The following is a 25,069-nucleotide window of genomic DNA, read 5'->3' on the forward strand; positions in this document are numbered from 1 at the left end:
TTCCTCTCCAAGCCTTTCCGGAGCGCGGAAGACAGTCGCGGTCACGACGAGAGCGAGGTGACCGGCGCGGCCTCGGTGGGGCTCTTGGCGGTGGCCCAGTGGGCCCGGACGAAGGCGGCGGCGGACCGCAGCGCCTCGTCGGCTTCGTCGAGCATCAAGGCGAACGCCTGGAAGACGTGCGGGACTTGGGGCCAGACCTGGAGTTCGACATGAACGTCGTGGTCGGCGGCGCGGGCGGCCAGTCGTACGGCGTCGTCCAGCAGGATCTCGTGCGAGCCCGCCTGAATGAGCAGCGGTGGCAGGCCCGTCAGGTCGGCGAAAGCCGGGCTGGCCAGCGGCTCGGTGCCGGCTGTTTGCCCGAGATAGTCGCGGGCGCGGGTGCGCAGGGCCGCCGGGGTCAGTGCCGGGTCGAGGTGCGCCTTGCTGGTCGCGCTGGCGCCGGACACCGTGAGGTCGGCCCAGGGCGAGAACACCGTGGCGGACGAGGGCTGGGGCAGGCCAGCGTCCCTGAGGGCGACCAGTGTGGCGACGGTCAGACCGCCGCCTGCGGACTCGCCGACAAAGGCGATCCGGTCGCTGGGGATGCCCTGGTCGAGCAGCGCGCGGTACGCGGCCACGGAGTCGTCGACGGCCGCGGGGAACACGTTCTCGGGAGCCAGCCGGTAGTCGACGCAGACGGCACGGGCGCCGCAGCGCCGGGACACGTCTGCTGCCAAGCCCGCCGCGTCTGCCGCGGAGCCGATGGCGTACGCGCCGCCGTGCAAGTACAGCAGCACGCCGGCCGGATCGCTTCCAGGCGTGTCAACGGTGACGACGGGAACGCAGCCGAGCTGCCCGGGGGTGGTCGTGACATCGGGAGGCAGGGGTATCGAGGTCATCATCTCGTGGAAGACGGCTCGCGCTTCGGCTACGTCCCCTCCGACGTCGAGTGGGGCGTGCCGGAGCATCGCGTCGAGGTCGCGGCGTTGCTGCCCGGACATGGCTGTGCCTTTCGTATGGGATGGGTGCAGGGGCGTAGCGGGGGGTGTGCCGGCGCTCAGCGCGGCGGGCCGAGGATGATCTGGCCGTACAGATCGGCGGCCTCCGCCATCAGGTCCGCGGAGATCTCGTACCCCTCGGGCCGTGCGGTCGACATGTCGCGTCCGGCGTGCCGGAACATGCCCTCGATGCCGCCCGGAGTGCAGATCATCAACAGGTCCGCGGTGTCGGAGGTGATCCGGTAGCCGTGGGGGACGTTCTTGGGCAGGTAGACGATGCCGCCCTCCGACAGTTCCATCTCCTGGTCGTCCGACCACAGCAGCGCGGTGCCCTTGATGAGCATGAAGATCTCGTCCTCACGGGTGTGCATGTGGTACGGCGGTGCCTCCCCCTTGGCGACGCTGAACCGTCCGACGGTCAGCTGTCCGTCGGTGGCCGCGCTGTCCAGGAGCACGGCGAACTGACCGCCGTCGAGCCATTCGAGCTTCTGCTGCTGATCAGGCTGCGCGAGGTAGGCCATGCTCACGACGATGTCCGTTCTGTGCGGTCGGCGGGTGCTGGGCCGCCCTCACCACCCGTGGGGATGAGCGTGACGGCAGAGATCACCCGATGCGTCTTGCGCTGGTATCCGGCGAAACCGGGATGACGGCGGGCCTGCTCCGTGAACGCGGCGTCGCGCTCGGCGCCACTCAACTCCACGGCCCGTACGGCGACCACGTCGTCGCCCACCTCGATGCGGACCTCGGGATACGCGAGCAGGTTGTAGTAACGAGTCTGGGTTGCGGTCGCGGCCGGCCTTTGAGGCGAAGGGCGGCGCCCGAGCGTGCTCCGGCGGTGTGCAGCAGCAAACCGGGGCCCCGGCGAAATCCACGCTCAGCTGCCCGTGATGCGCGCGGAACTCCTCGATATTGCGTGCGTTGAAACCGGCGGTGTCAGCCATCACTTCTCCGGTGCGAGACGAGGTCGGGTGGCCTGCCGGCCGGGAGGTGTGCCCTGCCCATGCCGGACTGAGGGCCCGGACGGCCGTGGTCGGCGACCTTCGGCGGGGTCGCCTCCCATGAGTGATGATCCGCTTCCGGAAGCGACCACCGCCAGACGCGTAGATAGGACCAGCAGTACCACCGTCTGCTGGTGGTCGATTGCTCGGTTGGTTCCCGGTTGGTTCTCGAACAGCCCGAGGAGAAAATCCAGACTTGGCCTCAGGAGAGTCGGCGACGTCAGCAGACTGAACCGCCCCTTGCCCGACCGCCTCCGACGCCGATGATGCAGCCGTGTCTTGGCTTGATGCGCGGAGACACCATGCGGGGGTGATCTCAGGCGGTCTTCGCTGTCGTGGGGGTTGGTACCTCTGCGGCGAGGCGCGCGGCTTGCTCGACGGCGGCCCGTTGGTGCGGTTGCAGTTGCTGGCCTCCGAAGCCGTCGACGAGTTCGAGGTAGGGGTCTTCGAGGAGGTGCCGGCCGGTCATCTCCTCGATCACCGCGTGCCCGCAGAAAGGGACATAGACCTCGCTGTACCCGCCTTCGTGGATCATGCTGACCCGTCCGGAGCACAGCCGGTCCGCGGCGTCGAGGACATGGCGCGCCATGGCGCGGAAGCCGCTGGAGCTGACCAGCTGGCGCGCGAGTGGATCCATGGCCCCGGCGTCGAAGCCGGACGCGACGATGATCAGCTCCGGATGGAAACGGTCCAGTGCCGGCACGACCACCTCGGTGAAGGCGAAGTCGTATCCGCCGTTGCCGGTTCCCGCGGGCAGCGGCACGTTGACGGCGCTGCCGTATCCCGGTCCGACGCCTCGCTCGGATATGTCACCGCTGCCTGGCGGGAAGCAGTTCTCCTGGTGCAGCGAGATGGTGAGCACACCGGGGTCCTGCTCGAAGGCGTGCTGGGTACCGTTGCCGTGGTGGGCATCCCAGTCGACGATGGCAATGCGCTCGATCCCGAGTGCCTTCGCGTGGTGTGCGGCGATGGCAACGTTGGCCAGGTAGGCCATTCCCATGCCGTGATCGGGCAGCGCATGGTGGCCGGACGGCCTCGCCAACGCGTAGCTGTTGCGCACCGTGGCGTCGACCACCGCTTCCACCGCGCTGATCGCTCCACCCGCAGCGCGTCGCAGGATGTCCAACCCGCCGGCGCCGAACGGCGAGATGCCGTCCCCGGCGTCACCGCCGACGCCGTCGCTCTGTGCCGAAAGGCGTTGCAGGTAGTCCTCGGTGTGCACAGTGAGCAGTTGCTCGTCGGATGCCACGGCAGGCTGCAACCGCACCAGATGGTCGAGCAGGCCGGACACGGCGACCAACTCGTGTAACCGGCGCTTCGTGAAACCGGAGACGTTGCTGAGCAGGTCCGGGATGCGTTGTTCGGTCAGGGCGCGGGCGTGCCTGGCCAGTGCCGGGCTGTGGTGCAGACTGTCCGGGGTGCTGGTGCGCAGCAACTCGAGCATCCCGCCGGCGTCGCCGGCGCGACCGGCGGCGAGACAGGCGTCGTAGTGCTCGCGTATCGACGGCGGGGCGAGCTGGTCCAGGGTGAAGGGCAGCACCAGCACGGCACGGCGCAGGGCGTGGGGGTGGCGGGCGAGCAGGCGCAGCAGCGCCGAGGTGCCCAGGGAGATGCTGACTGCCTGGGTGGCGACGTGCGCGGTCAGCATGTGATGCAGGCAGCGCGCCAGTTGGTCCAGGTTCAGGGGGCGACGCGGCCGCGGGGAGGTGCCGTAGCCAGGGAAGTGGAAGTGGATCCTGCGCCCGGCCACGTGCTTTCCGATGGCGGTGGTCTCGGCGATCGAGCCGCCGGCGCTGTGGGCGAACACGGTGGTCGGCTGACCTCCGTCCTCCCTGACGATCTCGAGCGAGGGCGACCCGTCGGGCGCGGGGAGGCCGGGCATCGGTTCGGTTGCCATGGGTTGCTCTCCAGAGGGCGGTGCCGGATCGGGCGGGAGGGTGAGCGCTTCTGCGGGGTGTGTCCCATCACGCCGATTCCGCTCGTCTGTGACTGGTTCAAGCGCGCGGCGACCCGACAGGGTCCACCGTCAGTGGGCCGCCGAATCCCTTGTGCGGCGGTCCGTCCTGTGCGTACGGCCGACAGCGAACGGCTGCGGGGCTCCCATGCCATCGAGCATCCAGTGGCGTCAGCCACACCTCGTCGGTTGCGCTGCGTCCGTCTCGGTCCGTGGGCCACCTTCACCGTGGGGGCTGGTCCGGCTGTTCGTGATGGTGCCTGCCCGGCGGGTGTTCACCGTGCAGGCACGGTCTGTTGGGTGGCTCGGGTCAGGGAATGGTGGTGGGGGTGGGGTGGAGGTAGAAGGCTTCGCTGTCGGTGGGGTAGGGCCAGTGACTGGAGCGGTAGAAGTCCTGGACGACGCCTGCGCCGTCGTCAGCGGAGTCGCCCAGGATGCTGGCGTACATGCCGGTTCCGTTGTCGCGGAGCATGGTCAGGTTCGGGAAGCGCGGGTTGGGGTGGTCCAGGGTGAAGTTCTGGGTGTCGCGCAGGTATCCGCCGGGGTAGGGCTGGCCGTTGTCGCCGTGGCACACCGAGATGTTGAGGTAGTCGTCGACGTGGGACTGCTGGCCATGGTCGACGTCCAGGCACAGGTGACTGGGCGTGGCGCTCTGGATGCGGTACACCTCCTGCCCGAGCGGGGTGGTGCGGTTCATGTCGCGCAGGATCCAGCGGCCGTCGAGGTCGTAGTTGTCCCGGGACTGGTAGACGTGTGTGCCGTTGGCTGGGGTGTTGCTGTTCACCCGCAGCAGCAGGTGGCTGTTGTGCGGCTCGATGGAGAATGGGGTGGGGCCGGCCGCGGCGCGCAGGGCGCCGAAGTAGACCGGCCAGTGGTCGCTGGCCCGGTTGGAGTCCACGGTCGCCTGCCACCGGTCGGTGGTGAAGTTGGCGACCATGTAGTCGTATTCACTGCCGTTGGTGCGGTGCGTGGGGTCGCCCGGGTTGTAGATGTGCATGTAGGCGGGCAGGTTGTCGAGCTGGTCGAGGGTGTCCGGCTCCCGGTTGAAGTCCCCGATCGCCGCCCACCGGCCGACGTTGCTGCGGGCCGCCGCGAACTCGATACGCCGCAGCAGGGCCCCGACGTCGTTGCCGCTGCCGGACTCGGCGTGCACGGCGGCGAACATGATGTTGTCGGGGCGGCGGAGGACGGCGAGCGCGGGCCGGTTGACGCTGCTGAGGTTGCGGACGTCTTCGGGCTCCCACGTGGTGATCATCCCGAGGTTCCGCTGATGGCCGCCGGGGCGCAGGATGTACAGGTGGCGCAGCGGCCCATGGTCCTGGCCCCTGACCCACAGGTAGTGCTCGACACCGTTGACGTCAGGCTGGCGGTAGGCGCCGGCCGGCACGCGGATGGGGACTTCCTGGAGGGCGACCACGTTCGTGGTGCGCGCCATGTTGTAGGCGCCCTCCCAGTCGTCGGGGTTCTGGTTCATGTTCCACGTCGCCACGGTGTTGTCGTCCGCGGCAGCCGCCGCGGTGCCGGTGGCGACGTCAAAGCCCGCGCAGGCCAGGAGTAAAGCTGTCACGAGGGAAACGAGCGAACGCAATCGCCCGCCTCCCGCCCGCTTGGGGGCGTCGGCACCGTTGCGCCGGACAAGACGATGAGCGTGCATCAACGTGCCTTTCTGTAGCGGGGGTACTTGAGGCGGAGAGCTTCCCCGCCTGCTGACGTGAGGGGCGCCCCGCGCGCCGGTGGCCAGGGTGGTCACCCATCCGCCGACAAGAGATGACGGCCCCCGACTTGGGGCGGTTCGACGGTTTCCGGCCTTCGCCCGCGCACCCCGGCCCATGTCAGCCGCCCCCAGGCGACCTGCGAGTACTGAGGCCGAGGAGGAACCGCGGCGATGTCCTGCGCTCCGAGCGATCACTCATGCCCAGTGGCTGGACCTGGCGATTGCACCGCGTGAGGATGACGCCGTGGTCACGGCGTAGATGTCTGCCACCGCGCCAGGTTAGGACGGTGCGGTCGGCCCGGGACATGCGCCGGATTGCCCACCCGTCGACGAAATATTGCGGTACGCCGACGGCCGGACACCGACGTGCGCCAGGAAGGCCGAGGACAGGCTGCCGGGGCTGGAGAAGCCGCAGCGTCCGGCGATCTGCCCGATGGTGAGGCTGGTGCCGTCGAGCAACCGCCGCGCCTGCTCGATCCGCAGCCGGGTGAGGTACCGATGCGGTGTCTCACCGGTGGCTTCGCGGAACACGCGGATGAAGTGGTAGACGCTCAAGTGCACTTCGGCGGCGAGGTCGGCGAGGGTCAGCGGATGGGCCAGACGCTCTCGCATGACCGCGATGCCCTGGCGGACGGCCGCGCGCTCGGGCCCCGGGATGCGCTGGTCTCGGCCTTGAGTCAGCAGATGCGTCGTGAGAAAGGCCGCGGCCGATTCCGCGTACACGTCGTTCGCGTCCTTGACAGCCGGCAGCGCGCGTACGACGTGTTCGACCAGCGCGTCGCCCGCGCCCAGGCTGGCGGACAGCGCTTCGAAGTCCGGTGCTGGGCCTCCCAGTTCGGCTGTGGTCCGCTCAACGGTCGCCCGCGGAATGTGCACCTGGACGGTATGCATCACAGATGTCGCGCGGTAGCTGCGTACGGTCGAGTGGCCGGGGATCATGAGTTCCAGGCGGCCGGCGACCCAACGTCGCGGGGTTGCCTTCCCGCCGGCGTGGACCCGCATCTCCGTATCTCCGCTCGTGCAGAGTACGAGATGCAGGTCGGACACCGCCGGTAGCGGAAGATCCTCCGCCTCCCGTGCGTGGGTGAAGCGCTGCACCAGCAACGACCGCCAGCCGGCGTCCTGCCAACTGCAGAAGGTGCGCCGGACGAACCTGTCCATGTCGAAACCGGCGTACGGCGCCAGATCGAAGTCGGACGTCTCGAACACCCCACAATCCTAGGCTTGTTGCGCGGTCGCATGACAGTTCAGGACTCGGCCAGACATCGGTGGCAGGCTTGCAAGGTGCTCCAAGACCGCCCTGGGCAGGTCGGCGGGGCAGGCGTGACGGTTGCTCGACGGCACCAGCCTCACCATCGGGCAGATCGCCGGACGCTGCGGCTTCTCCGGCCCCGGCAGCCTGTCCTCGGCCTTCCTGGCACACGTCGGTGTCCGGCCGTCGGCGTACCGCAAGATTTCGTCGACGGGTGGGCAATCCGGCGCATGTCCCGGGCCGACCCCACTGTCCTAGCGTGGCGGAGTGCCCTACTCCTATGTCGTGACCGCGCATTCGTCGGCGAACCCCGACGCCGTCTTCACGGTTCTCGTTCATACGGCCACCTGGCCGTCGTGGTCGCCGATCGATGCCGTCGAGATCGAGGGCGGCGATCCCGAACGCCCCCAGCAGGTCGGTGACACACGAGTGTTCCGTACCGGCCGGGCGACCTCCCGTGAGCGCATCGTCGAGCTGGTCGCGGACCAGCGGTTCGGATACGAGAACGTGAGCGGTCCGTTCCGGTCGTATCGGGGAACCGTCGAACTCACCGAGGTGCCGCGGGGTGGCACCAGCATCACCTGGTCGGCCGTCTTCGAGCCGAAGCTGCGTCTTTCGGGGCCGTTCTGGCGGTGGTACCTGACACGCTTCATGCGGCGGATGGTCGATGGCCTGGCCGTATACGCCGAGGCCGGGACGGACCGCAAGCCACGGGTGAGTTGATGTCCGTCCTCCTCACGGTGCCGGAGTACCGCCGCCGATCCAGGCAGAGACGAGAGTCCACCGCGGGACGGTGCCTGTCCGGCAGGCACCTGCCGGACAGGCACTGCCGTAGGCAATCGACCCGTCCCAGGGCTGGCGACAACTTGTGAATTTTCGTACCCATAACCGTCGTTCACGCATTTCAATGAATCGGCACCACACCAGGCCGATCGGTACCCGGCACCGCTGACCGACCGGTGCGGCGAGGACGTCGCCGGACCGGATGGCGTAGCCAGCACAGGAGCCCTCCGGCAGGGCTGCCGGCACATTGGAGGAGAAGAATGCCCAGCCACACATCGACCTTCAGCCCCGCCCGGTGGGTGGCTGCGACTCGCGGCGATGGCGAGCGGGTTCCAGGGGCCTGGACGAAGGAACTGCTGAACTCAGCCCGGGGCGACTCGTTCTCACTGCTACGACTGGCTGCGGGCGGCGGACTCGCCCTCGCCGCTTCCGCGGACCACCGGATCCTGGTACTGGACGGCCGGCTCTCGATCGCGGCCGGCGGGACCGGCCCCGCACGGGACCACCGGACCGGTGCGTACGCTGTGCTGCCCGGGGAGGGGGACGCCGTCGTGTCGAGCTCCGACGGTGCCCTGGCCCTCGTACTGGCCGGGAAGCGGTTGGGAGCTCCGGCCGACGATGTATTCAGCCCGCAGGGGTGGCTGGAGTCGGGTCCGGGCCAGTGGTACCGGCTGCTCCTCGACGTCGCCTTCGACGAAACCTTCGACGAACGGGTCGTCGGGCTGTCCTACTTCGAGCCGGGCTCCTCCTCACCCCGGCACCCGCACCGCACGGCGCACCGCTTCCTGTTCCTCGACGGTGAAGCGGACGACGAGCTCGTGTTCCCCGACGGGACCCGCCACACGGCGCACCGGGCCAGAGGCGACTTCGTCGACTACCCATACCCCATCGAGCACCAGACCTTCAGCAGGACCGGCTGCACGATTCTCTTCCTGCACGAGCCGCTCCCATCCGCAGACAGCGACTCCGCAAGCACTGGCTGAGGGCCTGACATGGCGTCTGATGCTGGCGGGCGGTGGTCACCGCCCGGGATGCCGGCAAGGTGGGTGTGCCAGGGCCACCGTCTTTGCGGTGCAGGCCCGTACGTTGGTTGGCATGCACGCGAAACGGCTGAGTGAGTTCCTGCGGGCCCGGCGCGCACGGGTGCACCCCGAGGACCACGGGATGCCTGCGGGGGCGCGCCGTACTCCCGGTCTGCGACGCGAGGAGATCGCGGTCCTCGCCGGGGTGAGCACGGACTACTACGTGCGGCTGGAGCAGGGACGCGATCACAATCCGTCGCCCCAGGTCCTGAGGGCCTTGGCGGCTGCCCTGCGATTGAACGACGAGGAAGCCACCTACCTGCGTGCGCTGGTCGATCCGCCGCGCCGCGGGCAGCCCCAGCCCGTCCAGGAGTACGCCGGCCCGCAGTTGGTGTCCTTGCTGGACGCCTGGGCGGACACACCGGCCCTGGTCTACGGCAGGTACATCGACCTGCTCGCCGTCAATCCCCTGGGCGAGGCGCTGTTCACCTGGCTCGGAGGTGAGACCAGTCTGATCACAGCAATGTTCCTCAACCCTGCCGCCAAGGGCTTCTACCGTGACTGGGCCGACGTCGCGCTGGGGTGCGTAGCCGCACTGCGGGCCGCCAACCCCGACCCGGACGACCAGCGGCTGCAGGAACTGGTGGGCGAACTTTCGGTGCGAAGTCCCGACTTCGCCCGCATGTGGGCACGCCACGAGGTACGGGCCAAGACGGCCTCGACCAAGCGCTTCCGCCATCCGCTGGTCGGCGACCTCACCCTGGGCTTCGAGACCTTCTCCGTCAACAGCGCCCCTGGCCAGCACCTTGTCGTCTACCGCGCCGAAACCGGCAGCGTCGCCGAACAGGCGCTGGCCTTGCTGGGCAGCCTCGCTCTCACCGAATTCCAAGACGTTCAAGACGAAGGGCACATCCCGCATGACCTCCCCTGATTCCCCTGTCTGGTTCATCACCGGCTGCTCCTCCGGCCTGGGCAGGGCACTGGCCGGTGCCGTGCTGGAGCGCGGCTGGCGTGCGGTGGTCACCGCCCGGGATGCCGGCAAGGCCGTCGACGTGGTCGCCGGGCACGAGGAACGCGCCCTCGCCCTGGCGCTGGACGTCACCGACTCCCAGCAGATCGCGAAGGCGGTCGCACAGGCGCAGGCCGCCTTCGGACGGATCGACGTACTGGTCAACAACGCCGGCTACGGCTACCTCGCCGCCATCGAGGAAGGCGAGGACGACGAGGTTCGCGCCCTGTTCGACACCAACGTCTTCGGCCTGGTCAACACCACCAGGGCTGTCCTGCCGGGCATGCGCGCCCGTCGCGCAGGCCACATCGTGAACATGTCCTCACTCGGAGGCCTGGTCGGCTTCGGCGCCACCGGCTACTACCACGCCACCAAGTTCGCCGTGGAAGGTCTTTCCGAGTCACTCGCCGCCGAGGTCTCCCCCTTGGGCATCAAGGTGACGATCGTCGAACCCGCCGCATTCCGCACCAACTGGTCCGGGCCCTCCATGCGCCAGTCCGCCACCACCATCGACGACTACGCCCCCACCGCGGGCACGCGGCGCACCAGCACCCTGGCCACCTACGGCCACCAGCCCGGGGATCCGGCACGCGCCGCCCAAGCCGTCATCCACGCCGTCACAGCCGAAAAGCCTCCGCTGCGCCTGCTGCTCGGCAAGGCCGCATACGACATCGCCACCACCAAGCTCGACTCCCTCAAAACCACCTTCGACAGCTGGCGGGAAGTGACTCTCAGCGCAGACTTCCCCCCAGAGCACTCCGCAAGCTGACGGCACATCACCGACCGCAGGGCTGACGCGCCGCTCCACCCCCACGCTGTTGAACCCACAACGACATGAGGGGGAGCAACCGTCTTCAAAGATCCCCATCACCGGTCGGGTTCAGCAGCATGGTGAGTGTGCATGTGCCATCCATGTCACAGGTGTGTCTTAACGACCCTTGCTCAGCAACGGAGTTGAGGGCGGTTCTCTCTGGATAGTCAGAGCGCCCGCTCACCAGGAGCAGAACCCATCCGAAGGAGAAATGATGCGCGTTCGGAAGATCTCGGCACTCACCCTTGCCGCCTTGGCTGTCGGCCTGTCGCTCACGGCATGCAGCAACGGCGGCACTGACAGCACCTCATCCTCCTCCGCCAGTTCGTCCGCCTCCACGAGTCCCGGACAGTCCGGTACCCGATCCGGTGTCAAGACCAGCCACGGCTCCGCCCACGCCAAGCCGGCGGGCACACCCAAGAAGCCTGGGGTGAGCTGCACCAACCAGATCGACTACGCGGGAGACTCAAGGTCCAACGCCGAGATCAACACCATCGGCGAACGGACCGGCTACTGCCCGCCGGTGTCCACCTCTGCCGGCGGCGGCGCCAACGCGGGTAACCACGGCACGGTTGTCGGCACGCTGAAGTACCTCGCGCCCGGCAAGCTGATCGTCAAGCCCCAGGGCGGCGGCACGGACCAGGCATTCTTAGTCTCCAACGCCACGCAGATCCTCGGCGCGGCTGCGATCTGCTCCGACACCGACGGCCGCGTGACCATCGGCGGTGACGGCTACGGCACCTCGAAGTGCACCGTGGACCAGCTGGAGAAGGCTGCGAAGACCGACAGCGTAATCGTCCGCGTCACCATGAACCCCAAGTCCGGCGGTGCCGAGACGGTCGCGGAGAAGTACCACCCATAAGACCCCGCACCCCGCACCGTGCGAGCCCCGCGGGCCTCTCCCCGACTTCCCAGGGGGCGGGGAGAGCTGTCCTGGGTGAGCGAAGCTCAGGGTGATGTCCGGCGCCGCCGAGCTGGATACGGGCGCGGACATCAGCATCGGCGGGTTCCCGGAACTCTGGCACTTCTGCCGCCGCCTGGCCAACGGTTGCGTTGCGTGCCGGCCCCGCCCGGCGCGCGACACAGGCGAGAGCGCCCGGTCTCCGGCCGCGTCCGTGAGCGTCAACGCTGGTGGTGGCGCTTCCAGGAGAGTCCCTGGGGTGAGACCTGTAAAGCCTCCTCCTGGCTGATCGGTACTTGGACCAGGGGTGATCCGGGGGGATCCGTGGTGTCGGTGGCATGTCGGGGCTGTCGGTGCGGTGTCGGTGGCATATCGAGGGCTGTCGGTCCGATGTCGGTGGGGTCTGGCACCTTTCGAGAGGTCCTGCCGGGTGCCCATCCGGCTGTGGGTTTGGGAAGGGGATCTCTTGTGCATGACGTAGTGATCGTGGGCGCTGGCCCGGTTGGTCTGTTCCTTGCCTGCGAGCTTGGCCTCGCGGGCTGCTCCGTCCTGGTGCTCGAGCGCGAGCCGGGACCCCACTCCCCGTTCAAGGCGGAGCCGCTCGGGATGCGGGGCCTGTCGGCCGCGTCGGTCGAGGCGTTCTATCGCCGCGGGATGCTGCACCAGGTTCTGTCGGCGTCGGGCGTCCACGACGATCCCGGCGCGGACCCCGACGCGGACGAGCCGTCACCTCCTCGTCACGGTGGCCACTTCGCCGGCATGGTGCTCGATCCGGCCAAGGTCGACGTAGCCGCCCTGCCGTACCGGCTTTCCAGCCCGGCATCGCAGGGCGTGTTGACCTACCTCGAATCGGTCGAGGCGGTGCTGTCCGAGCAGGCGTCCAAGCTCGGCGTGGCAATCAGGTACGGCGTCGCGGTCTCAGCCATCGCCCAGAACGACGAGAGCGTCGTCGCGCTGGCCGGCGGGCACGAGTACGCGGCGCGCTGGCTCGTCGGCTGCGATGGGGGACGCAGTACTGTGCGCGGGCTCGCGGGCTTTGAATTCGTCGGCACCGGGCCGCAGTTCACCGGATACAGCATGCACGCCACCGTCGCCGATCCGGAGAAGCTGCGCCCCGGGTTCAATCTGACGCCGACGGGTATGTACCTCCAGCCTCCCAACAATGGGCAGATCGGCATGATGGATTTCGACGGCGGCGCGTTCGATCGCTCGCGGCCGCCGACTCGCGACCATCTCCAGGCGGTTCTGCGCCGTGTGTCCGGCACCGACGTGACGCTGAGCGAAGTTCATCTCGTGTCGACCTTCACCGATCGGGCGATGCAGACGACGACCTACCGGCGGGGACGCGTCCTGCTCGCGGGCGACGCCGCTCACATCCACTCCCCCCTTGGCGGGCAGGGACTCAACACCGGCATCGGCGACGCCATGAACCTGGGTTGGAAGCTCGCGGCGACGGTGCGCGGGTACGCGCCCGACGGGCTTCTCGACACCTACACCAGCGAGCGCCGTCCGATCGCCGAAAGGGTGCTCGACTGGTCGCGCGCCCAGGTGGCAGCCATGCGACCGGACCCGCATGCCCAGGCGATCCAAGGAGTGATTCGCGACCTGATCGGGACCCGTGACGGAACGACCTATGTGTTCGAGCGGCTGTCGGGATCGTCGATCCGTTACGACCTGGGCAGCAAGCATCCACTGGTCGGCCGCAACGCCCCGGAGCTTCGCCTCGAAAACGGCACTCGCCTCGGCGACCTCATGCAGGACGGACGGGGCGTCGCTCTCGATTTCAGCACCGATCGATGCCTGCGCGGTTCGGCGATGGGCTGGGCGAGTCGGATGCGGTATGCAGCCGGTCCGGCGAGAAACGACCTCGGATTGGGTGCCGTGCTTGTCCGACCCGACGGCGTAGTCGCCTGGGCAGGAGATCGCACTCCTGATCGTGAAGCATTTGAACAGGCCGCCCGCCACTGGTTCGGTGTTCCGGAAATATATGGGTAGTTCGTGGATTACAGCGATAGACGTCAATGCCGTGTCCGGTGTCCGGTGTCCGGTGGTGACCGCGTCGATCAGGGCCTGGAGCTCGGAGGGTGGGCCCGTGTCCGTCCACGCTCGCCACCATCGGTTGAGGGTGACGGCAGGGGTGAGCAAGGAACGGATGGCGCGTAAGGCCCTGGGCCAGCAAGGCTGGTGGGAAGGGGCGGGGCGCCCCTCTCTGGCCCCTCGTCGGGGCAGGGGTTCGGCGCCGTGGCATCCACGAACCATGGGTCCCAGCAGAAGGAGAAGGCGCAGTGGACCAGGGTCTGGTGGTGGCGGATGGCGCGGTCGGTGCGGACTTGGAAGTCGGCCCAGCCGAGTTCGTCCTTGATCTGCTTCTAGCTCTGCTCGATCCATGGCTTCAGTCCCTAGAGGCGGACGATCTCGGCGAGGTCGGCCGGTGGTTGCGGGCCGGTGATGGCGTGAGGTGCGTCGGGGTGGGGCAGGTTGGTGGCCAGGTATCAGGTGGCCTTCTCCGGCAGACTGGCTGGGTCGGTGGTGGCCACGACCAGCCGGCAAGGTGAGTCGGGGCCGTAGCCGCTCAGCCGGGCATCAGCGGCCCACCAGGTCTCGGTGTGCCCGTCGCGGAAGTGACGTTCCACGGGTGTCCAGACGCCGGGACTTGGCATCGCGCCAGGCCAGGGCTTGGGCCGCTTCGATGGGCGTGTGCGGTTGGTCGGCCCGAGCCCAGGTGCCGCGGTGCGGCTTTAGCGCGACCACGTAGGCCAGGCCGTGAACCCCGCCGGGCCGCCTGGACCCTCACACGGCCGACCCAGGCGGCCCGGTCCCGGAAATGTCAGCATCTTGGCTTATTTGTGCAAGTGACCATTCGGGTTGGCCTGGCCAACGGGTCAGGTAGAGCACCTTCAACACGGCCTGTTCGCTGGAGAAATGACCGCGGCGGCGTGTGGCCTGCCGCATACCCGGCGCGCCTGCTCCGGCGCCGGGGGCCGGCTCCCGAACTCCGCGAGGCCGAGGCGGCGGGCAGGGCCGGTCCTCGCCGGACTCGCCCGTCCCAAAGGTTTGTTCCCTCTGAGCCGTGAGGAGAATTCCGTCATGGGCGATGACAAGGCCACGCGTGCAGCGGATGCGGCCCGGGCCTACTACAACTCCGCCGACGTCGACGGCTTCTACACCTCCGTATGGGGCGGTGAAGACATCCACACCGGCATCTACGAGCACCCCGACGAGCCAGTGGCGCGGGCAACCCGGCGGACCGACGCCTGGATGGCCGGCCGGGTGGCCGACCTTCTCGGGCCCGGCCGGACGATCATCGACCTCGGCTCGGGCTACGGCGGCGCGGCACGCCACCTCGCCCGGACCTTCGGCTGCCACGTCCTCGCGCTCAACATCAGCGACGTGCAGAACCGGCGGCACCGCGAGCTCAACGCCCGTAACGGACTCGACACACTCATCGATGTCGTCGACGGATCCTTCGACGACGTCCCAGCGTCCGACGGGAAGTTCGACGTCGTCTGGTCCCAGGAAGCCCTTGTCCACAGCAGCGACCGGGCGCACATGCTCTCGGAGGCGGTACGCGTCCTCGCCCCCGGCGGTGCCCTGGTCCTCACCGACGTCATGGCCGCCGACGACACCCACGAGGACGCGCTGCGCCCGGTGTGTGAGCGCCTCCACGTCACCAACCTCGCCACGCCGGGCTTCGTGTGCGGACAACTCGCCGGCCTCGGACTGGGGCAGGTCCACTTCGATGACTTGAGCGAGAACCTCCTCCCGCACTACGCCCGCCTCCGCGATGAAGTGCAGCGCAGCGGCGAGGGACTCACCGGCGTCATCGGTGAGGAGTACCTGGACCGGCTGCGGACCAATCTTCCCCTGTGGGTTCACGCTTGCGAGAGCGGCCTTCTCGCCTGGGGAATCTTTCACGGCCGCCAGTGAACAACACAGGGTGCGGGTTCAGGGTGCGAATCCCGCCCGAAAAGGCTGGACATCGATCGAGGCCGCGCCCCAACGCGGAGCTCACCTTCTTCGCGGACTGCCGAGGAGCTCGGGCGGCACTCCCAGCAGCTCGCTCACGGCTTCGGTGTGGAGGACGAGGCGGCGTCAGGTCTCATTGATGCGCGCGGGATGCGTTCGGTAAGGCGCTGGGCCAGTTCGGTCCGGGCGTTCCAGGACTCGAAGGGGTCCCGCCCTGGCGGTCCGTACGCAAGGCCGAGGCGACCTCGGCGTGCAGGAGGCATTCCCTGGTGCGAATGAGGCGTGGCCAGCCGCCCAGTGCAGACTTCTCGTCCGGTGGGCGGTAGTCCGTGCCGGTGGCCATCGCCCAGGCAACGTTGAGCAGGATGAGCCGATCGTCGCTGTCGGCGGACTGAAAGGCGGTGGTCAGGGCCCGGTAGTCGATCAGTCGGTATTCCAGGAGGAAGCCGAGTGCGCCGTATGCGGTGCGGCAGCGGGTGCCACAGGGACGACTCATTCCACTCCGTCGAGGCCGCCGATAGCCTCGCCGCGGCCGTTTCCGGTGCCCGGCTGCACACCGTCGGGCACCGGGGAGTTCTGAGCACCCACCGTCCCGAAGTCGCCGAAGTGATCGGCGCCTTCCTCAACGGCCCTGCCTGACTGCCCTGGCCCTGCGGGCCGGGTACCCGTACGAAACGGCCACCGCGGTGGCCAGAATTACCGCAGCGGCGATAAGAGCCGTGCGCGTCATGCCGGTGATGAAGGCATCCGTGACGGCTGCGGCCAGGCGGGTCTGCTGAGGGGCGGGGAGCCGGGGCAGGGTGGCTGCCGCGGTGAGGATGTTGTCGGTGGCCGCGGTGCGGACGGGGACTGAAAGCCCGGCGTCAGCAAGGTTGTTCCGGGCGTGGGTGGTGTAGGCGGTGGCCAGGACAGACCCTTGTACGGCGACTCCCAGTGCTGCCCCGACCTGCCGGGTCGCGTCGTTGATCGCGGAACCGAGCCCTGCGCTGTGGTGGGGAACGGCTCCCATGACGGCCGCCGTTGCCGGGGAGAACGCCACTCCCGCCCCCAGTCCCGCCAGGATCTGGAAGAGGACTAGGTGGCCGTAGCCGGACGTGCTGCTGGTGGTGGCGAGGACGGTGAAGGCGGAGGCGACCAGGGCGAGGCCCGAGAGCACGGCCCGTTTCTCGCCCATGCGGCCGGCCACGGGCTGGGACGCTGCGGCGCCGACAGCCAGAGCGGCCGGAAGGGGGAGCGTGTGCTGTCCGGCCTGCCAGGGGGTGTAGCCGAGCACGCCTTGCAGATAGAGCGTCATCACGAACAGGGCACCCAGCAGGCTGAAGGACATCAGTGCCAGCGTGGCGGCGTTCATGCCGATGCGGGGGTGGCGCAGCAGGGTGAGCGGCAACAGGGGGTGGCGGCACCGGTGCTCGTACAGGAGGAAGGCCGACAGCAGGAGGGCGGCGAGACCGTATCCGGTGAGAACCGGCGGGCTGCTCCAGCCGAGTTGAGGGCTTTCGATGATGGCGGCGACCAGGGCCAGCAGGCCGGCAGCGGCCAGCAGTGCCCCGGGCACGTCGACGGGTTCGCACCGGGTGCTGCGCACCTCGGGAACGAGCCAGAGTGCCAGGGTGATGGCGATGACGGCGATGGGGAGGTTGAGCCAGAACGCGGCGCGCCAGGAGAAGTGTTCGACCAGCCAGCCGCCGACGACCGGGCCGGCCAGGCCGCCGACCCCACCGACGGCCGTCCACACGGCGATGGCTCGGCGCCGTAATTGCGGTTCGGGGAAGAGGTGGCAGATCAGGGCGAGGGTGGCAGGCATGAGCAGGGCGGCTCCGGCGCCCAGGACGCATCGCGAGGCGATGACCTGCCAGGGTGCCGGGGCGAGGGCGCCGAGGGCGGATGCGGTGCCGCAGACCGCGAGGCCGGTGACGAAGGCGCGTCTGCGGCCGATGCGGTCGGTGAGAGCTCCGGTCGTCAGCACCGTGCCGCCCAGGACCAGCGCGTAGCCGTCGACGATCCAGTGCAGTGCGGTGACGCCGGGCCGGAGGTCGTCCTCCAGGCTGGGCAGGGCGACATTGAGGACGGTCAGGTCGAGGCCCAGCAGGAAGAGCCCCAGGCAGACCACGAGGGTGGCAGCCCAGCGGCGACGGAGCGGGAGCGATGCGGTCTGCCATGCGAGCGAAGAGGATGTGCCGGGTGCGGGCCGGGGTGGAGTCATGCCGCGCCGGCGAGTGTGAGGATGCGGTGGGCGAGGTCGTCGATGCTGTTGGCGTTGACGACCTCCATGGTGGGGATCTCGTAGGCCAGTTCGCTTTGGAGGCTGACGACCAGCTCGGTGGCCATGAGGGAGTCCAGGCCCAGCGCGTCCAGGCCGCGCGTGCGGTCGATGCGCTCGGGGGCCCGCTGGGTGATGCGGGCAATGAGGGTGACGAGCAGGTCGACGAGCGCGTCCTTGCCGATGCTTGGATTGCCGCTGTCCAGCAGGCGGCGGGCTTCGGCGGCCGGGGCGCCGCCGGGTGCCTGGGCCGGCAGGAGTCCGGTGAATCGTGGTGTGTGCAGGATCGGCAGGATCGTGGCCATGCGGCTGAAGTCGATGCGGGCCACCTGCAGGACCTCCGGGCCGTCGACGATGGCCGGGGCGCCCGTGTCGTCGCCGGGGCCGATTCCCTGGCCTGCCGTGAGGTCGTCGAGGGCGGTGAGGATCTGGGCGATGCTCATGGGAGCGAGCCCCATACGTTCCAGTACCTGGACGACCTCATCCACGGCCGCCATCCCGACCTCGCCGGACAGTCCCCAGCCGATGGCCAGGCCGGGGAGGCCGGCCGCCCGGCGTGCGCGGACGATTCCTTCCATGGCGAGGTTGGCGGCGGCATAGGCGGCCTGGGCGCGGAGGCCGACCATGGCGGAGGCGGACGAGTGGACGACGAAGAAGTCCAGGGGCGCGTCGCGGGTCAGGCGGTCCAGGATCCTGGTACCGGTCAGCTTCGGCGCGAGTACCGCCTGGGCGGTCTCGTCACTCAGCTCGGTCAGCAGCGCGTCGCCCACAGCCATGGCCGAGTGGATGACGCCGCGCAGGGGCCGCCCGGTGGCGGCGATGCCCTCCAGCACGGCGGCCATGGCGGCCGCGTCGGCCACGTCGGCGGCGTGGGCAGTCGCGGTGGCGCCCCTGCGGGCCAGGTCGGTCAGCAGGTCGTCCGCGCCCGGTGTGGCGGAGCCGCGGCGGGAGACCAGGGCGAGGTAGCGGGCTCCCCGGTCGGCAAGGAGGCCCGCGGCCGCGGCTCCAAGGCCGGTGAGACCCCCGGTGACCAGGTAGGTGGCCTCCGGGTCGCACACGAGACGCTTGGGGGATTCGGTGAGGTGGGGCCGGGGGGTGAGGGAGACGACCACCTTGCCGATGTGATGGGAGCGGCGCAGCAGCGCGAACGCGTCCATGACGGTGTCGGCAGAGTGGAGGTGGTGCGGCAGCGGGCGGTACGTCCCCTGCTCGACTCGGCGGGTGAGCTCGGCGAAGTGCCGTGCGGACAGTGCGGTCTGGGAGTTGAGCATCTGCAGGGCGTCGACGGCGTGGAAGGACAGGTTGTTGCGGAAGGCCCGCAGGGCCAGTCGGCCGCCGGTGTGGATGTCGCGCTTGCCGAGTTCGATGCAGCGGCCGCCGGGCCGCAGGATGTCGAGGTTGCGGGCAATGGCCTCGCCCGCAAGGGAGTTGAGGACGACATCGACGCCCTCACCACCGGTCAGCTCAAGCACCTGGTCGGCGAAGGCGAGCGTGCGGGAGTCCAGGACGTGGTCGGCGCCCAGCAGGGTCAGCAGCGCGCGCTTGGCGGGACTGCCGGCGGTGGCGATGATCCGCGCGCCGACGTGCTGGGCATACTGCAGGGCGGCGAGGCCCACCCCGCCGGCCGCGCCGTGCACCAGGACCGTCTCTCCCTCCCCTAGACGGGCCAGGTGCTCCAAGGAGTGCTGCACCGTGAAGAAGGCAACCGGCAGGGTCGCCGCTTCGGCGAACGACAGATGGTCCGGGATTCGTCCGGTGCATGCGGCGGGGACAACGATGTGCGAGGCCAGAGCGCCAGGTGCACAGGCGAAAACCCGCTGCCCTGCCCTCAGTTCCGTGCCCGCGCCCGCGGCAGTGACGACGCCCGCGCACTCCAGTCCCAGGCTGTGTTCGCCGGGGGCGGGGAATTCGGCGCCCGGTGGAAGGGAGTCCGTGGCCAGTAGGACGTCACGGTAGTTGAGCCCGGCCGCCTGTACCTCGATGGTCACTTCGCCCGGGCCGGGGGCGGGTGGGGCAGGGGCGGGCACCCAGTCCAGGCCGAATCCGAGCCCTGGGCGGCGCAGCCGCAGCCGATGGCAGCGACCGTCGGCTGCGGCGGTGGTGGCGGGCAGGTCGCGCAGCCGGGGGACGAAGCGGCCGGCAGGGGTGAGGACGATCTCGTCCTCCGCTGTCGGTGCCAGCAGTTCGTGTGCCAGCCGGGTGGCGTCGGTCTCGGGCGACGGTCCTCGTTCGAAGGCCAGCCGTCGGATGGTGGGACGGGGCTGTTCGTTGGCGAGGCTGCGGGCCACGCCCCAGGGCACGCAGTCCTCCGGGGCTGGGCGGGCCCCCGCCTCGGGCACGGCTCCCGACGGGCGGGTGACCAGCCACAAGGAGGGGTCGACCACGCCGGGAAGTCGTGCGCAGGTCTGAGCGATGGCGCGCAGGACGGCGGTGCGGGTGACCGCCTGCTCCAGGATCGCTCGGTCACGCTCCTGGCCGGTCGGGTTGTCCCCCTCCAACTCCGCGCTCCCACCTGCCAGAAGGAGGACCAGAGCGGGCCGGGACCGGTCGGGTCGTAGCCAAGTGGCCCACTGGTCGGGGTCGGTGGTGGCCGGGACGACGGTCACAGGTGCGTCGTCCGCCGAGCCGAGGGCCTTCGCGAGGGCGTGGGCGAGCGGGTCGTCCGGTTGCTCGGCGGCGACGATCCAACTGGTCGCAGAGGCGGAGCCTGTCCTCGCGGGGGCTGTCCTCTGGGTCGCCCGTGCGGGTGCACGTCGTGCGACGAGGACGGAGTGGTCTCCGTCGGCGCCGTCCGCGTTCAGTTGAACTGTCTCGTCGAAACCCTGGGCGGCGAGCAGTTCCTGCCACTGTCCGGCCGTCAGAAGCGGTGAACGGGGACGTAGATCGGGGTCGTTGACGTTCCAGAAGCTCTTCAGCTGGCCGAAACAGGGAAGGAGGCGGTCGAGGTTGTGCGTCTCGGCGGCCAGTAGGTGGCCGCCTTCGCCGAGCAGGTCTGCGAGGCGGGTGAGGCTTTCACGCAGTCGGGTGGTGGCGTGCAGGACGTTGTCGGCCACGACGAGGTCGTACGCGCCCGGGGCGAATCCCTGGGGTTCGGGGTCCTGATCCAGGTCGAGCGGTCGGTAGACGATGTGGTCGTGTTCGGCGAACCGGGCGCGGGCGCGAGGGAAGAACGTCGCGGAGATGTCGGTGAAGGTGTAGTGCGTGCGCCCGGGCGGCAGGACGTCGAGCAGCGCCCTGGTCAGTGCTCCGGTGCCGGCGCCGACTTCCAGGACGCGCAGGGGCCGGCCCTCGGGCCAGTGCCGGATGATCTCGCGGACGAGGGCGGTCATCCGGGCTTTGTCACGGCGGGGCACGACGCCGGTGGAGTAGTAGTTCTCCACCCAGTGCCGGTCGCTCTCCCCGAAGAGCATGGCGACGGCGTCCTGACGCCCCAGGAGCACCTCGGGCAGCAGATTGCCGCAATGCGCGTGCAGCACCGCTTCCGTGGCGCACTCCGGGACCGTCCGCAGCAGCTCGGCCAGAACACTTTGGGGATCGGGGCAAGCAGCCGGCGCCCAGTTCCCGTCACCGTCGCGGTGCAACAGCCCTGCGCGTTCGGCCTGATCGAGTGCGGCGTGCAGCAGGCGCCGGTAGACGGGGAGTGCCCCGGCGCCGACGAGGCTGTCGGGCGTGTAGGCGGTGGCTTCGGGATCCAGAGTGCGCAGGGCCCGGAGGGTGAAGTGCGCGCTCAGCCGGTCGATCAGACCAGTGCCGTGGGCGTAACGCTCTGCGTCCCAGTCTCCGTCCTGGGCGCGCTCGGCCGGACCGGCCAGTTCGCGCAGAGCGGGCAGAGGCGGACCAGGCACGACGGGGTCGAGCTCACGCGGTGCTGCACGCAGGACCGTGGCCAGGTGTCTCGGCGTGGTATCGGCGGTCTCGAAACGGCGCAGCCTGCAGCCTTCGGCCTCGGCGGTGACACGGCCCTGGTCGTCCAGAAGTCGGATGTCCCAGGACACCTCGCGGGGCGTGGCCTCGCGGCGGCGTACGTGGACCCAACCCTCCGCAGGAGCCTCGTCCCACACTCTCAAGGTCCTGATGGCCGAGGGCAGATAGGGGGCGTCAGGCATACGTCCTTCCCCGGTCCCGTCCTGAGCGAGGAGAGGAGCACCCGATTGGAGAGCTGCGTCGAGGAGGGCGGGGTGAAGCACGTACTGCGCGGCCGTGTCCGGCTTCGCAAGGCCGGGGAGTGTGTACCGGGCCAGGACCTCACCGTCACCGACCTGCAAGCCGGTGAGGACGGTGAAGGCAGGTCCGTAGGTGATGCCCACAGCGGCGGCCCTGGCGTAGGCATCGGCCGCGGAGACGATCTCCGGCAGACGGGCACGCAACGCCCGGAGGTCTTCGGCCGCGGGCTGTTCGCGCAGCAGACGGCGTACGACGCCTCGGGCATGTGGGCGCCAGGGCCCGGTGCCGTCGCGGCTGGCGATGCGGACCGTGCCGTCGGCCGCGTCGAGCGAGGTCTGCAGGCGGATGTCCATGGCGGGGTCGTCGAAGGGCAGGGTCAGGGCCCGCTCGACGGCCAGGTCCTCGAGCTGGACGGCGCTTTGGAGGTGGAGACGGCCCGCGCCCAGGGCCGTCTCGGCGAAGGCGGCGGCGGGGGCGACGACCGCACCGGTGACGACGTGATCGGCGAGCCATCGGTGGCGGGTGGGATCGATGCGCAGGTGCCACAGGGGCTCGGCGTGGGCGGTGCGCTCGCCGAGGAGCGGATGGTGCTGCTGTCCGTCGCCACAGCCCTGCCCGAACCATTGTGGGGAGCCGTGCCAGTGGCGTTCTCGTTGCCAGGGGTAGGCGGGCAGGTCCTGGATCCGGCCCGGCACGGGGAAGAACACTCCGACGTCGGTGCGGGCGCCGGCGGCGAGCAGGGCGGAGACGGTCCGCTCCAGGGCATCGGCTCCGTCCCGGTCTCGCGAGAGGGTGGGCAGTACCGCGGTGGGCCCGATGCCGTCCGCGGCCAGGGTGCGGCGCAGGTAGGACGAGAGAACCGGGTGCGGGCCGATCTCGACGAAGGCGTCACAGCCCGTGGCCGCCAGCGCGCCGACCGCGTCGGGCAGTTGCACGGGACGGCGGACGTTCTGCCACCAGTACTCCCCCGTCAGTGATTCTCCCGGCTGGAGGGTGCCGCTGACGGACGAGGCGAACGGGAGCTTCCCAGCCTGCGGTTGCAACGCGGCCAGGGTGGCGCGCAGCTCCGCCTCGACGGGGTCCATGCGCGAGGTGTGAAAGGCGTAATCGAGGTCCAGCATCCGGAAGAAGACGCCCTGCCCGGCCAGCTTCCCGGCCAGCTCATCGAGAGCGGCCTCGTCACCGGCGACCGTCACATCGCGGGGACTGTTGACTGCGGCGAGTTCCAACAGACCTTTGAAGAATGCCAGTTCCTCCAACACCCTGTCGGCAGGAAGACCCACGGCTGCCATCCGTCCGGAACCGGCAGTACGGCTCTGGACCCGGCTTCGGTGGGTGATGACCTCGGCAGCGGAGACGAGGTCGAGCGCGCCGCAGGCGTGGGCGGCGGCGACCTCACCGACGCTGTGTCCGGCCACCCCGGCCGGGCGCACTCCGTACGCCGCCAGCGCGGCGGTCAGCGCCACCTGCACGGTGAACAGCAGCGGCTGGGCGATCTCCGTCCGCGCCTGCCGGGCCGCGTCGGCGCCGTGGGCCAGCTCCTCTCGTACGGACCACCCGAGCAGCGGCGACAGGATCGCGTCGACCTCGTCGACGGCGTTCCGGAACGCCGTCGGCCCGGAGGAGGACGCGCGCTCCGCCGCGGTGAGCAACCGGCGCCCCATTCCCGTCCATTGGGCGCCGTTGCCGCTGTAGACAAAGGCGGTCATGCCGCTCTTGAGTACGGACGCAGGCGAGGCGTCGACGCCGGCGCGCAGGCTGGCGGAGGCGGTACGAGCGTCAGCGGCCAGGACGACGGAGCGGTAGGGGTGTCGGCCGCGTCGCGTGAGAGTGGTGTGGGCGATGTCGTAGAACGTGCCGGTGTCTGCGCCTGTGGTGTCGAGGTGGTCGGCGAGTCCGGTGGCCGCCGCGGCGAGGGCCTCGGGCGTGCGCGCGGAGACCAGCACCGGACGCAAGCCCTCGGGCGGGGCGTGCCGTCGGGCAGGTGCAGGGGCAGGCGCAAGGACCGCATGGGCGTTGGAGCCGCCGAATCCGAAGGAGTTGACGCCCACCAGCCCACCGCGAGCCGTCGCCAGCGGAGTGGCAGCGGTCACCGGGGTCAGGCCCAGGCGGGGGAAGTCGATGGCGGGGTTGACCGGCAGGCCGTGCAGGGAAGGCGGGACGACACGATGGCGCAGGACGAGGACCGCCTTGAGCAGCCCGGCAAGTCCCGATGCGGACTCCAGGTGTCCGAGGTTGGTCTTGACCGACCCGATGGGCAGCGGCAGCTCCGCGGAACACCTTCCGGCCAGAGCCGTCGAGATGGCCTCGCACTCCAGAGGGTCGCCCACGGGGGTTCCCGTGCCGTGCGCTTCCATGTACACCAGCCCACTAGCGTCCGGTCCCGACGGTCCGTACACCTGGCGCAGCAGAGCGGCCTGTGCCTGGGCGCTGGGCTGGGCCAGGCCGGGGGTGCGGCCGTCGCTGTTGGTCCCGGTGGCCACGATCACGGCGTGGATGCGGTCGTTGTCGGCGAGGGCTCGGCCGAGCGGCTTGAGAACGAGGAGCACGCCTCCTTCGGCCCGTACGAACCCGTCGGCGGCTGCCGAGAAGGCGCGGCAGCGGCCGGTGGGTGAGAGCATCGACGCCTTGGCGAAGCCGACGAACTCGTGGGGCCCGATGAGGATGTTGACTCCGGCGGCCAGCGCCAGCTCCCCGCCGGAGCCGAGGTACGTGCACGCCTGGTGGAGGGCGACCAGACTCGACGAACAGGCGGTGTCCACGGCCAGGCTGGGACCTCGCAGGTCGAAGGCGTGGGAGATTCGGCCCGCGGTGTTGCCGCTCGCGAGCCCGGTCATGGTGTGTCGGTCGACGGTCTCCAGTCGGCTGAGCTGGAGGTTGCCGTAGGCGTGGTTGGACACCCCGACGAAGACCCCGGTGCCGGAACCGGCCAGGCGGGCCGGATCGATACCGGCGTCGTCCACCCCCTCGGCGGCCAGCTCCAGCAGGATCCGCTGCTGCGGGTCCATGCGGTCGGCCTCGCGTGGGGAGAGGGAGAAATACTCCGCGTCGAAGCCCGCGATGTCGTCGAGCACTCCGGCCGCCGCCGTATAGCTCCGGCCGGGCCGCCGCGGATCGGCGTCGGTGAACTCCTGTGCGTCGAACCGTTCAGCAGGCATCCGCGTGACGAGATCCCGCCCTTCGAGGAGCGCGGACCACAGCGTGGCCAGGCTGTTCAGACCGCCGGGGAGACGGCAAGCGATCCCGACGACCGCCACG

General features: G+C 69.8%; 18 protein-coding genes. 8 read left to right on the top strand and 10 right to left on the bottom strand.

Features of this window, described 5'->3' with window-relative positions; translation table 11 throughout:
* Positions 1 to 41: 41 nt before the first annotated feature.
* The 6 genes from AB5L52_RS09625 to AB5L52_RS09650 form a co-directional block, all read right to left on the bottom strand.
* A complete protein-coding gene (locus AB5L52_RS09625; protein WP_369363368.1) occupies positions 42 to 980 on the bottom strand; it encodes an alpha/beta hydrolase in 939 nt (312 codons plus the stop codon).
* Between the two features lie 56 nt (positions 981 to 1,036).
* Positions 1,037 to 1,498, bottom strand: a complete 462-nt coding sequence (locus AB5L52_RS09630) for a cupin domain-containing protein (protein WP_351570889.1) — start codon at positions 1,496 to 1,498, stop codon at positions 1,037 to 1,039.
* A 2-nt stretch (positions 1,499 to 1,500) separates the two neighbouring features.
* The gene (locus AB5L52_RS09635; RefSeq protein WP_369368843.1) at positions 1,501 to 1,845 is read right to left on the bottom strand and encodes a nitroreductase/quinone reductase family protein; all 345 of its coding nucleotides are present in this window, start codon (positions 1,843 to 1,845) and stop codon (positions 1,501 to 1,503) included.
* Positions 1,846 to 2,291: 446 nt separating this feature from the next.
* Positions 2,292 to 3,872, bottom strand: a complete 1,581-nt coding sequence (locus AB5L52_RS09640; RefSeq protein ID WP_369363370.1) for a hypothetical protein — start codon at positions 3,870 to 3,872, stop codon at positions 2,292 to 2,294.
* Positions 3,873 to 4,239: 367 nt separating this feature from the next.
* Positions 4,240 to 5,496 carry an RICIN domain-containing protein gene (locus AB5L52_RS09645; RefSeq protein ID WP_369363372.1) on the bottom strand — a complete coding sequence of 419 codons (1,257 nt, stop codon included), beginning with the start codon at positions 5,494 to 5,496 and terminating at the stop codon, positions 4,240 to 4,242.
* A 426-nt stretch (positions 5,497 to 5,922) separates the two neighbouring features.
* Complete coding sequence (locus tag AB5L52_RS09650) at positions 5,923 to 6,852, bottom strand: helix-turn-helix domain-containing protein (RefSeq protein ID WP_369363374.1); 930 nt, start codon at positions 6,850 to 6,852, stop codon at positions 5,923 to 5,925.
* Positions 6,853 to 6,973: 121 nt separating this feature from the next.
* Here AB5L52_RS09650 and AB5L52_RS09655 point away from each other — a divergent pair, with 121 nt between their 5' ends.
* From AB5L52_RS09655 to AB5L52_RS09685, 7 genes are all read left to right on the top strand, one after another.
* Positions 6,974 to 7,153: a helix-turn-helix domain-containing protein gene (locus AB5L52_RS09655; protein ID WP_369363376.1), complete on the top strand. Its 180-nt coding sequence runs from the start codon at positions 6,974 to 6,976 to the stop codon at positions 7,151 to 7,153.
* A 9-nt stretch (positions 7,154 to 7,162) separates the two neighbouring features.
* Positions 7,163 to 7,618, top strand: a complete 456-nt coding sequence (locus AB5L52_RS09660) for an SRPBCC family protein (protein WP_369363378.1) — start codon at positions 7,163 to 7,165, stop codon at positions 7,616 to 7,618.
* A gap of 320 nt (positions 7,619 to 7,938) precedes the next feature.
* Positions 7,939 to 8,661: a hypothetical protein gene (locus tag AB5L52_RS09665; protein ID WP_369363379.1), complete on the top strand. Its 723-nt coding sequence runs from the start codon at positions 7,939 to 7,941 to the stop codon at positions 8,659 to 8,661.
* A gap of 112 nt (positions 8,662 to 8,773) precedes the next feature.
* Complete coding sequence (locus tag AB5L52_RS09670; protein WP_351033899.1) at positions 8,774 to 9,631, top strand: helix-turn-helix transcriptional regulator; 858 nt, start codon at positions 8,774 to 8,776, stop codon at positions 9,629 to 9,631.
* Positions 9,618 to 10,478: an oxidoreductase gene (locus AB5L52_RS09675; protein ID WP_369363381.1), complete on the top strand. Its 861-nt coding sequence runs from the start codon at positions 9,618 to 9,620 to the stop codon at positions 10,476 to 10,478. Before AB5L52_RS09670 ends, AB5L52_RS09675 begins: the two co-directional genes overlap by 14 nt.
* A gap of 256 nt (positions 10,479 to 10,734) precedes the next feature.
* The gene (locus tag AB5L52_RS09680; RefSeq protein WP_369363383.1) at positions 10,735 to 11,382 is read left to right on the top strand and encodes a hypothetical protein; all 648 of its coding nucleotides are present in this window, start codon (positions 10,735 to 10,737) and stop codon (positions 11,380 to 11,382) included.
* A 507-nt stretch (positions 11,383 to 11,889) separates the two neighbouring features.
* A complete protein-coding gene (locus AB5L52_RS09685) occupies positions 11,890 to 13,416 on the top strand; it encodes an FAD-dependent monooxygenase (RefSeq protein ID WP_369363384.1) in 1,527 nt (508 codons plus the stop codon).
* 497 nt (positions 13,417 to 13,913) lie between these two features.
* Here AB5L52_RS09685 and AB5L52_RS09690 read toward each other — a convergent pair whose 3' ends face one another.
* Positions 13,914 to 14,081, bottom strand: a complete 168-nt coding sequence (locus AB5L52_RS09690; RefSeq protein WP_369363386.1) for a hypothetical protein — start codon at positions 14,079 to 14,081, stop codon at positions 13,914 to 13,916.
* Positions 14,082 to 14,508: 427 nt separating this feature from the next.
* Here AB5L52_RS09690 and AB5L52_RS09695 point away from each other — a divergent pair, with 427 nt between their 5' ends.
* Entirely contained in the window at positions 14,509 to 15,348 is an 840-nt protein-coding gene (locus AB5L52_RS09695; protein WP_369363388.1) for a cyclopropane-fatty-acyl-phospholipid synthase family protein, read from the top strand.
* A 172-nt stretch (positions 15,349 to 15,520) separates the two neighbouring features.
* Here the strand turns inward: AB5L52_RS09695 and AB5L52_RS09700 are convergent, their stop codons facing one another.
* From AB5L52_RS09700 to AB5L52_RS09710, 3 genes are all read right to left on the bottom strand, one after another.
* Positions 15,521 to 15,883, bottom strand: coding sequence for a hypothetical protein (locus tag AB5L52_RS09700; protein ID WP_369363390.1), 363 nt, complete (start codon positions 15,881 to 15,883; stop codon positions 15,521 to 15,523).
* A 126-nt stretch (positions 15,884 to 16,009) separates the two neighbouring features.
* A complete protein-coding gene (locus tag AB5L52_RS09705) occupies positions 16,010 to 17,590 on the bottom strand; it encodes an MFS transporter (RefSeq protein ID WP_369363392.1) in 1,581 nt (526 codons plus the stop codon).
* The gene (locus AB5L52_RS09710; protein WP_369363394.1) at positions 17,587 to 25,068 is read right to left on the bottom strand and encodes an SDR family NAD(P)-dependent oxidoreductase; all 7,482 of its coding nucleotides are present in this window, start codon (positions 25,066 to 25,068) and stop codon (positions 17,587 to 17,589) included. The genes AB5L52_RS09705 and AB5L52_RS09710 overlap by 4 nt, the downstream gene beginning before the upstream one ends.
* Position 25,069 lies beyond the last annotated feature (1 nt).

Source organism: Streptomyces sp. CG4 (assembly GCF_041080655.1).
In the GTDB taxonomy this organism is placed as follows: domain Bacteria; phylum Actinomycetota; class Actinomycetes; order Streptomycetales; family Streptomycetaceae; genus Streptomyces.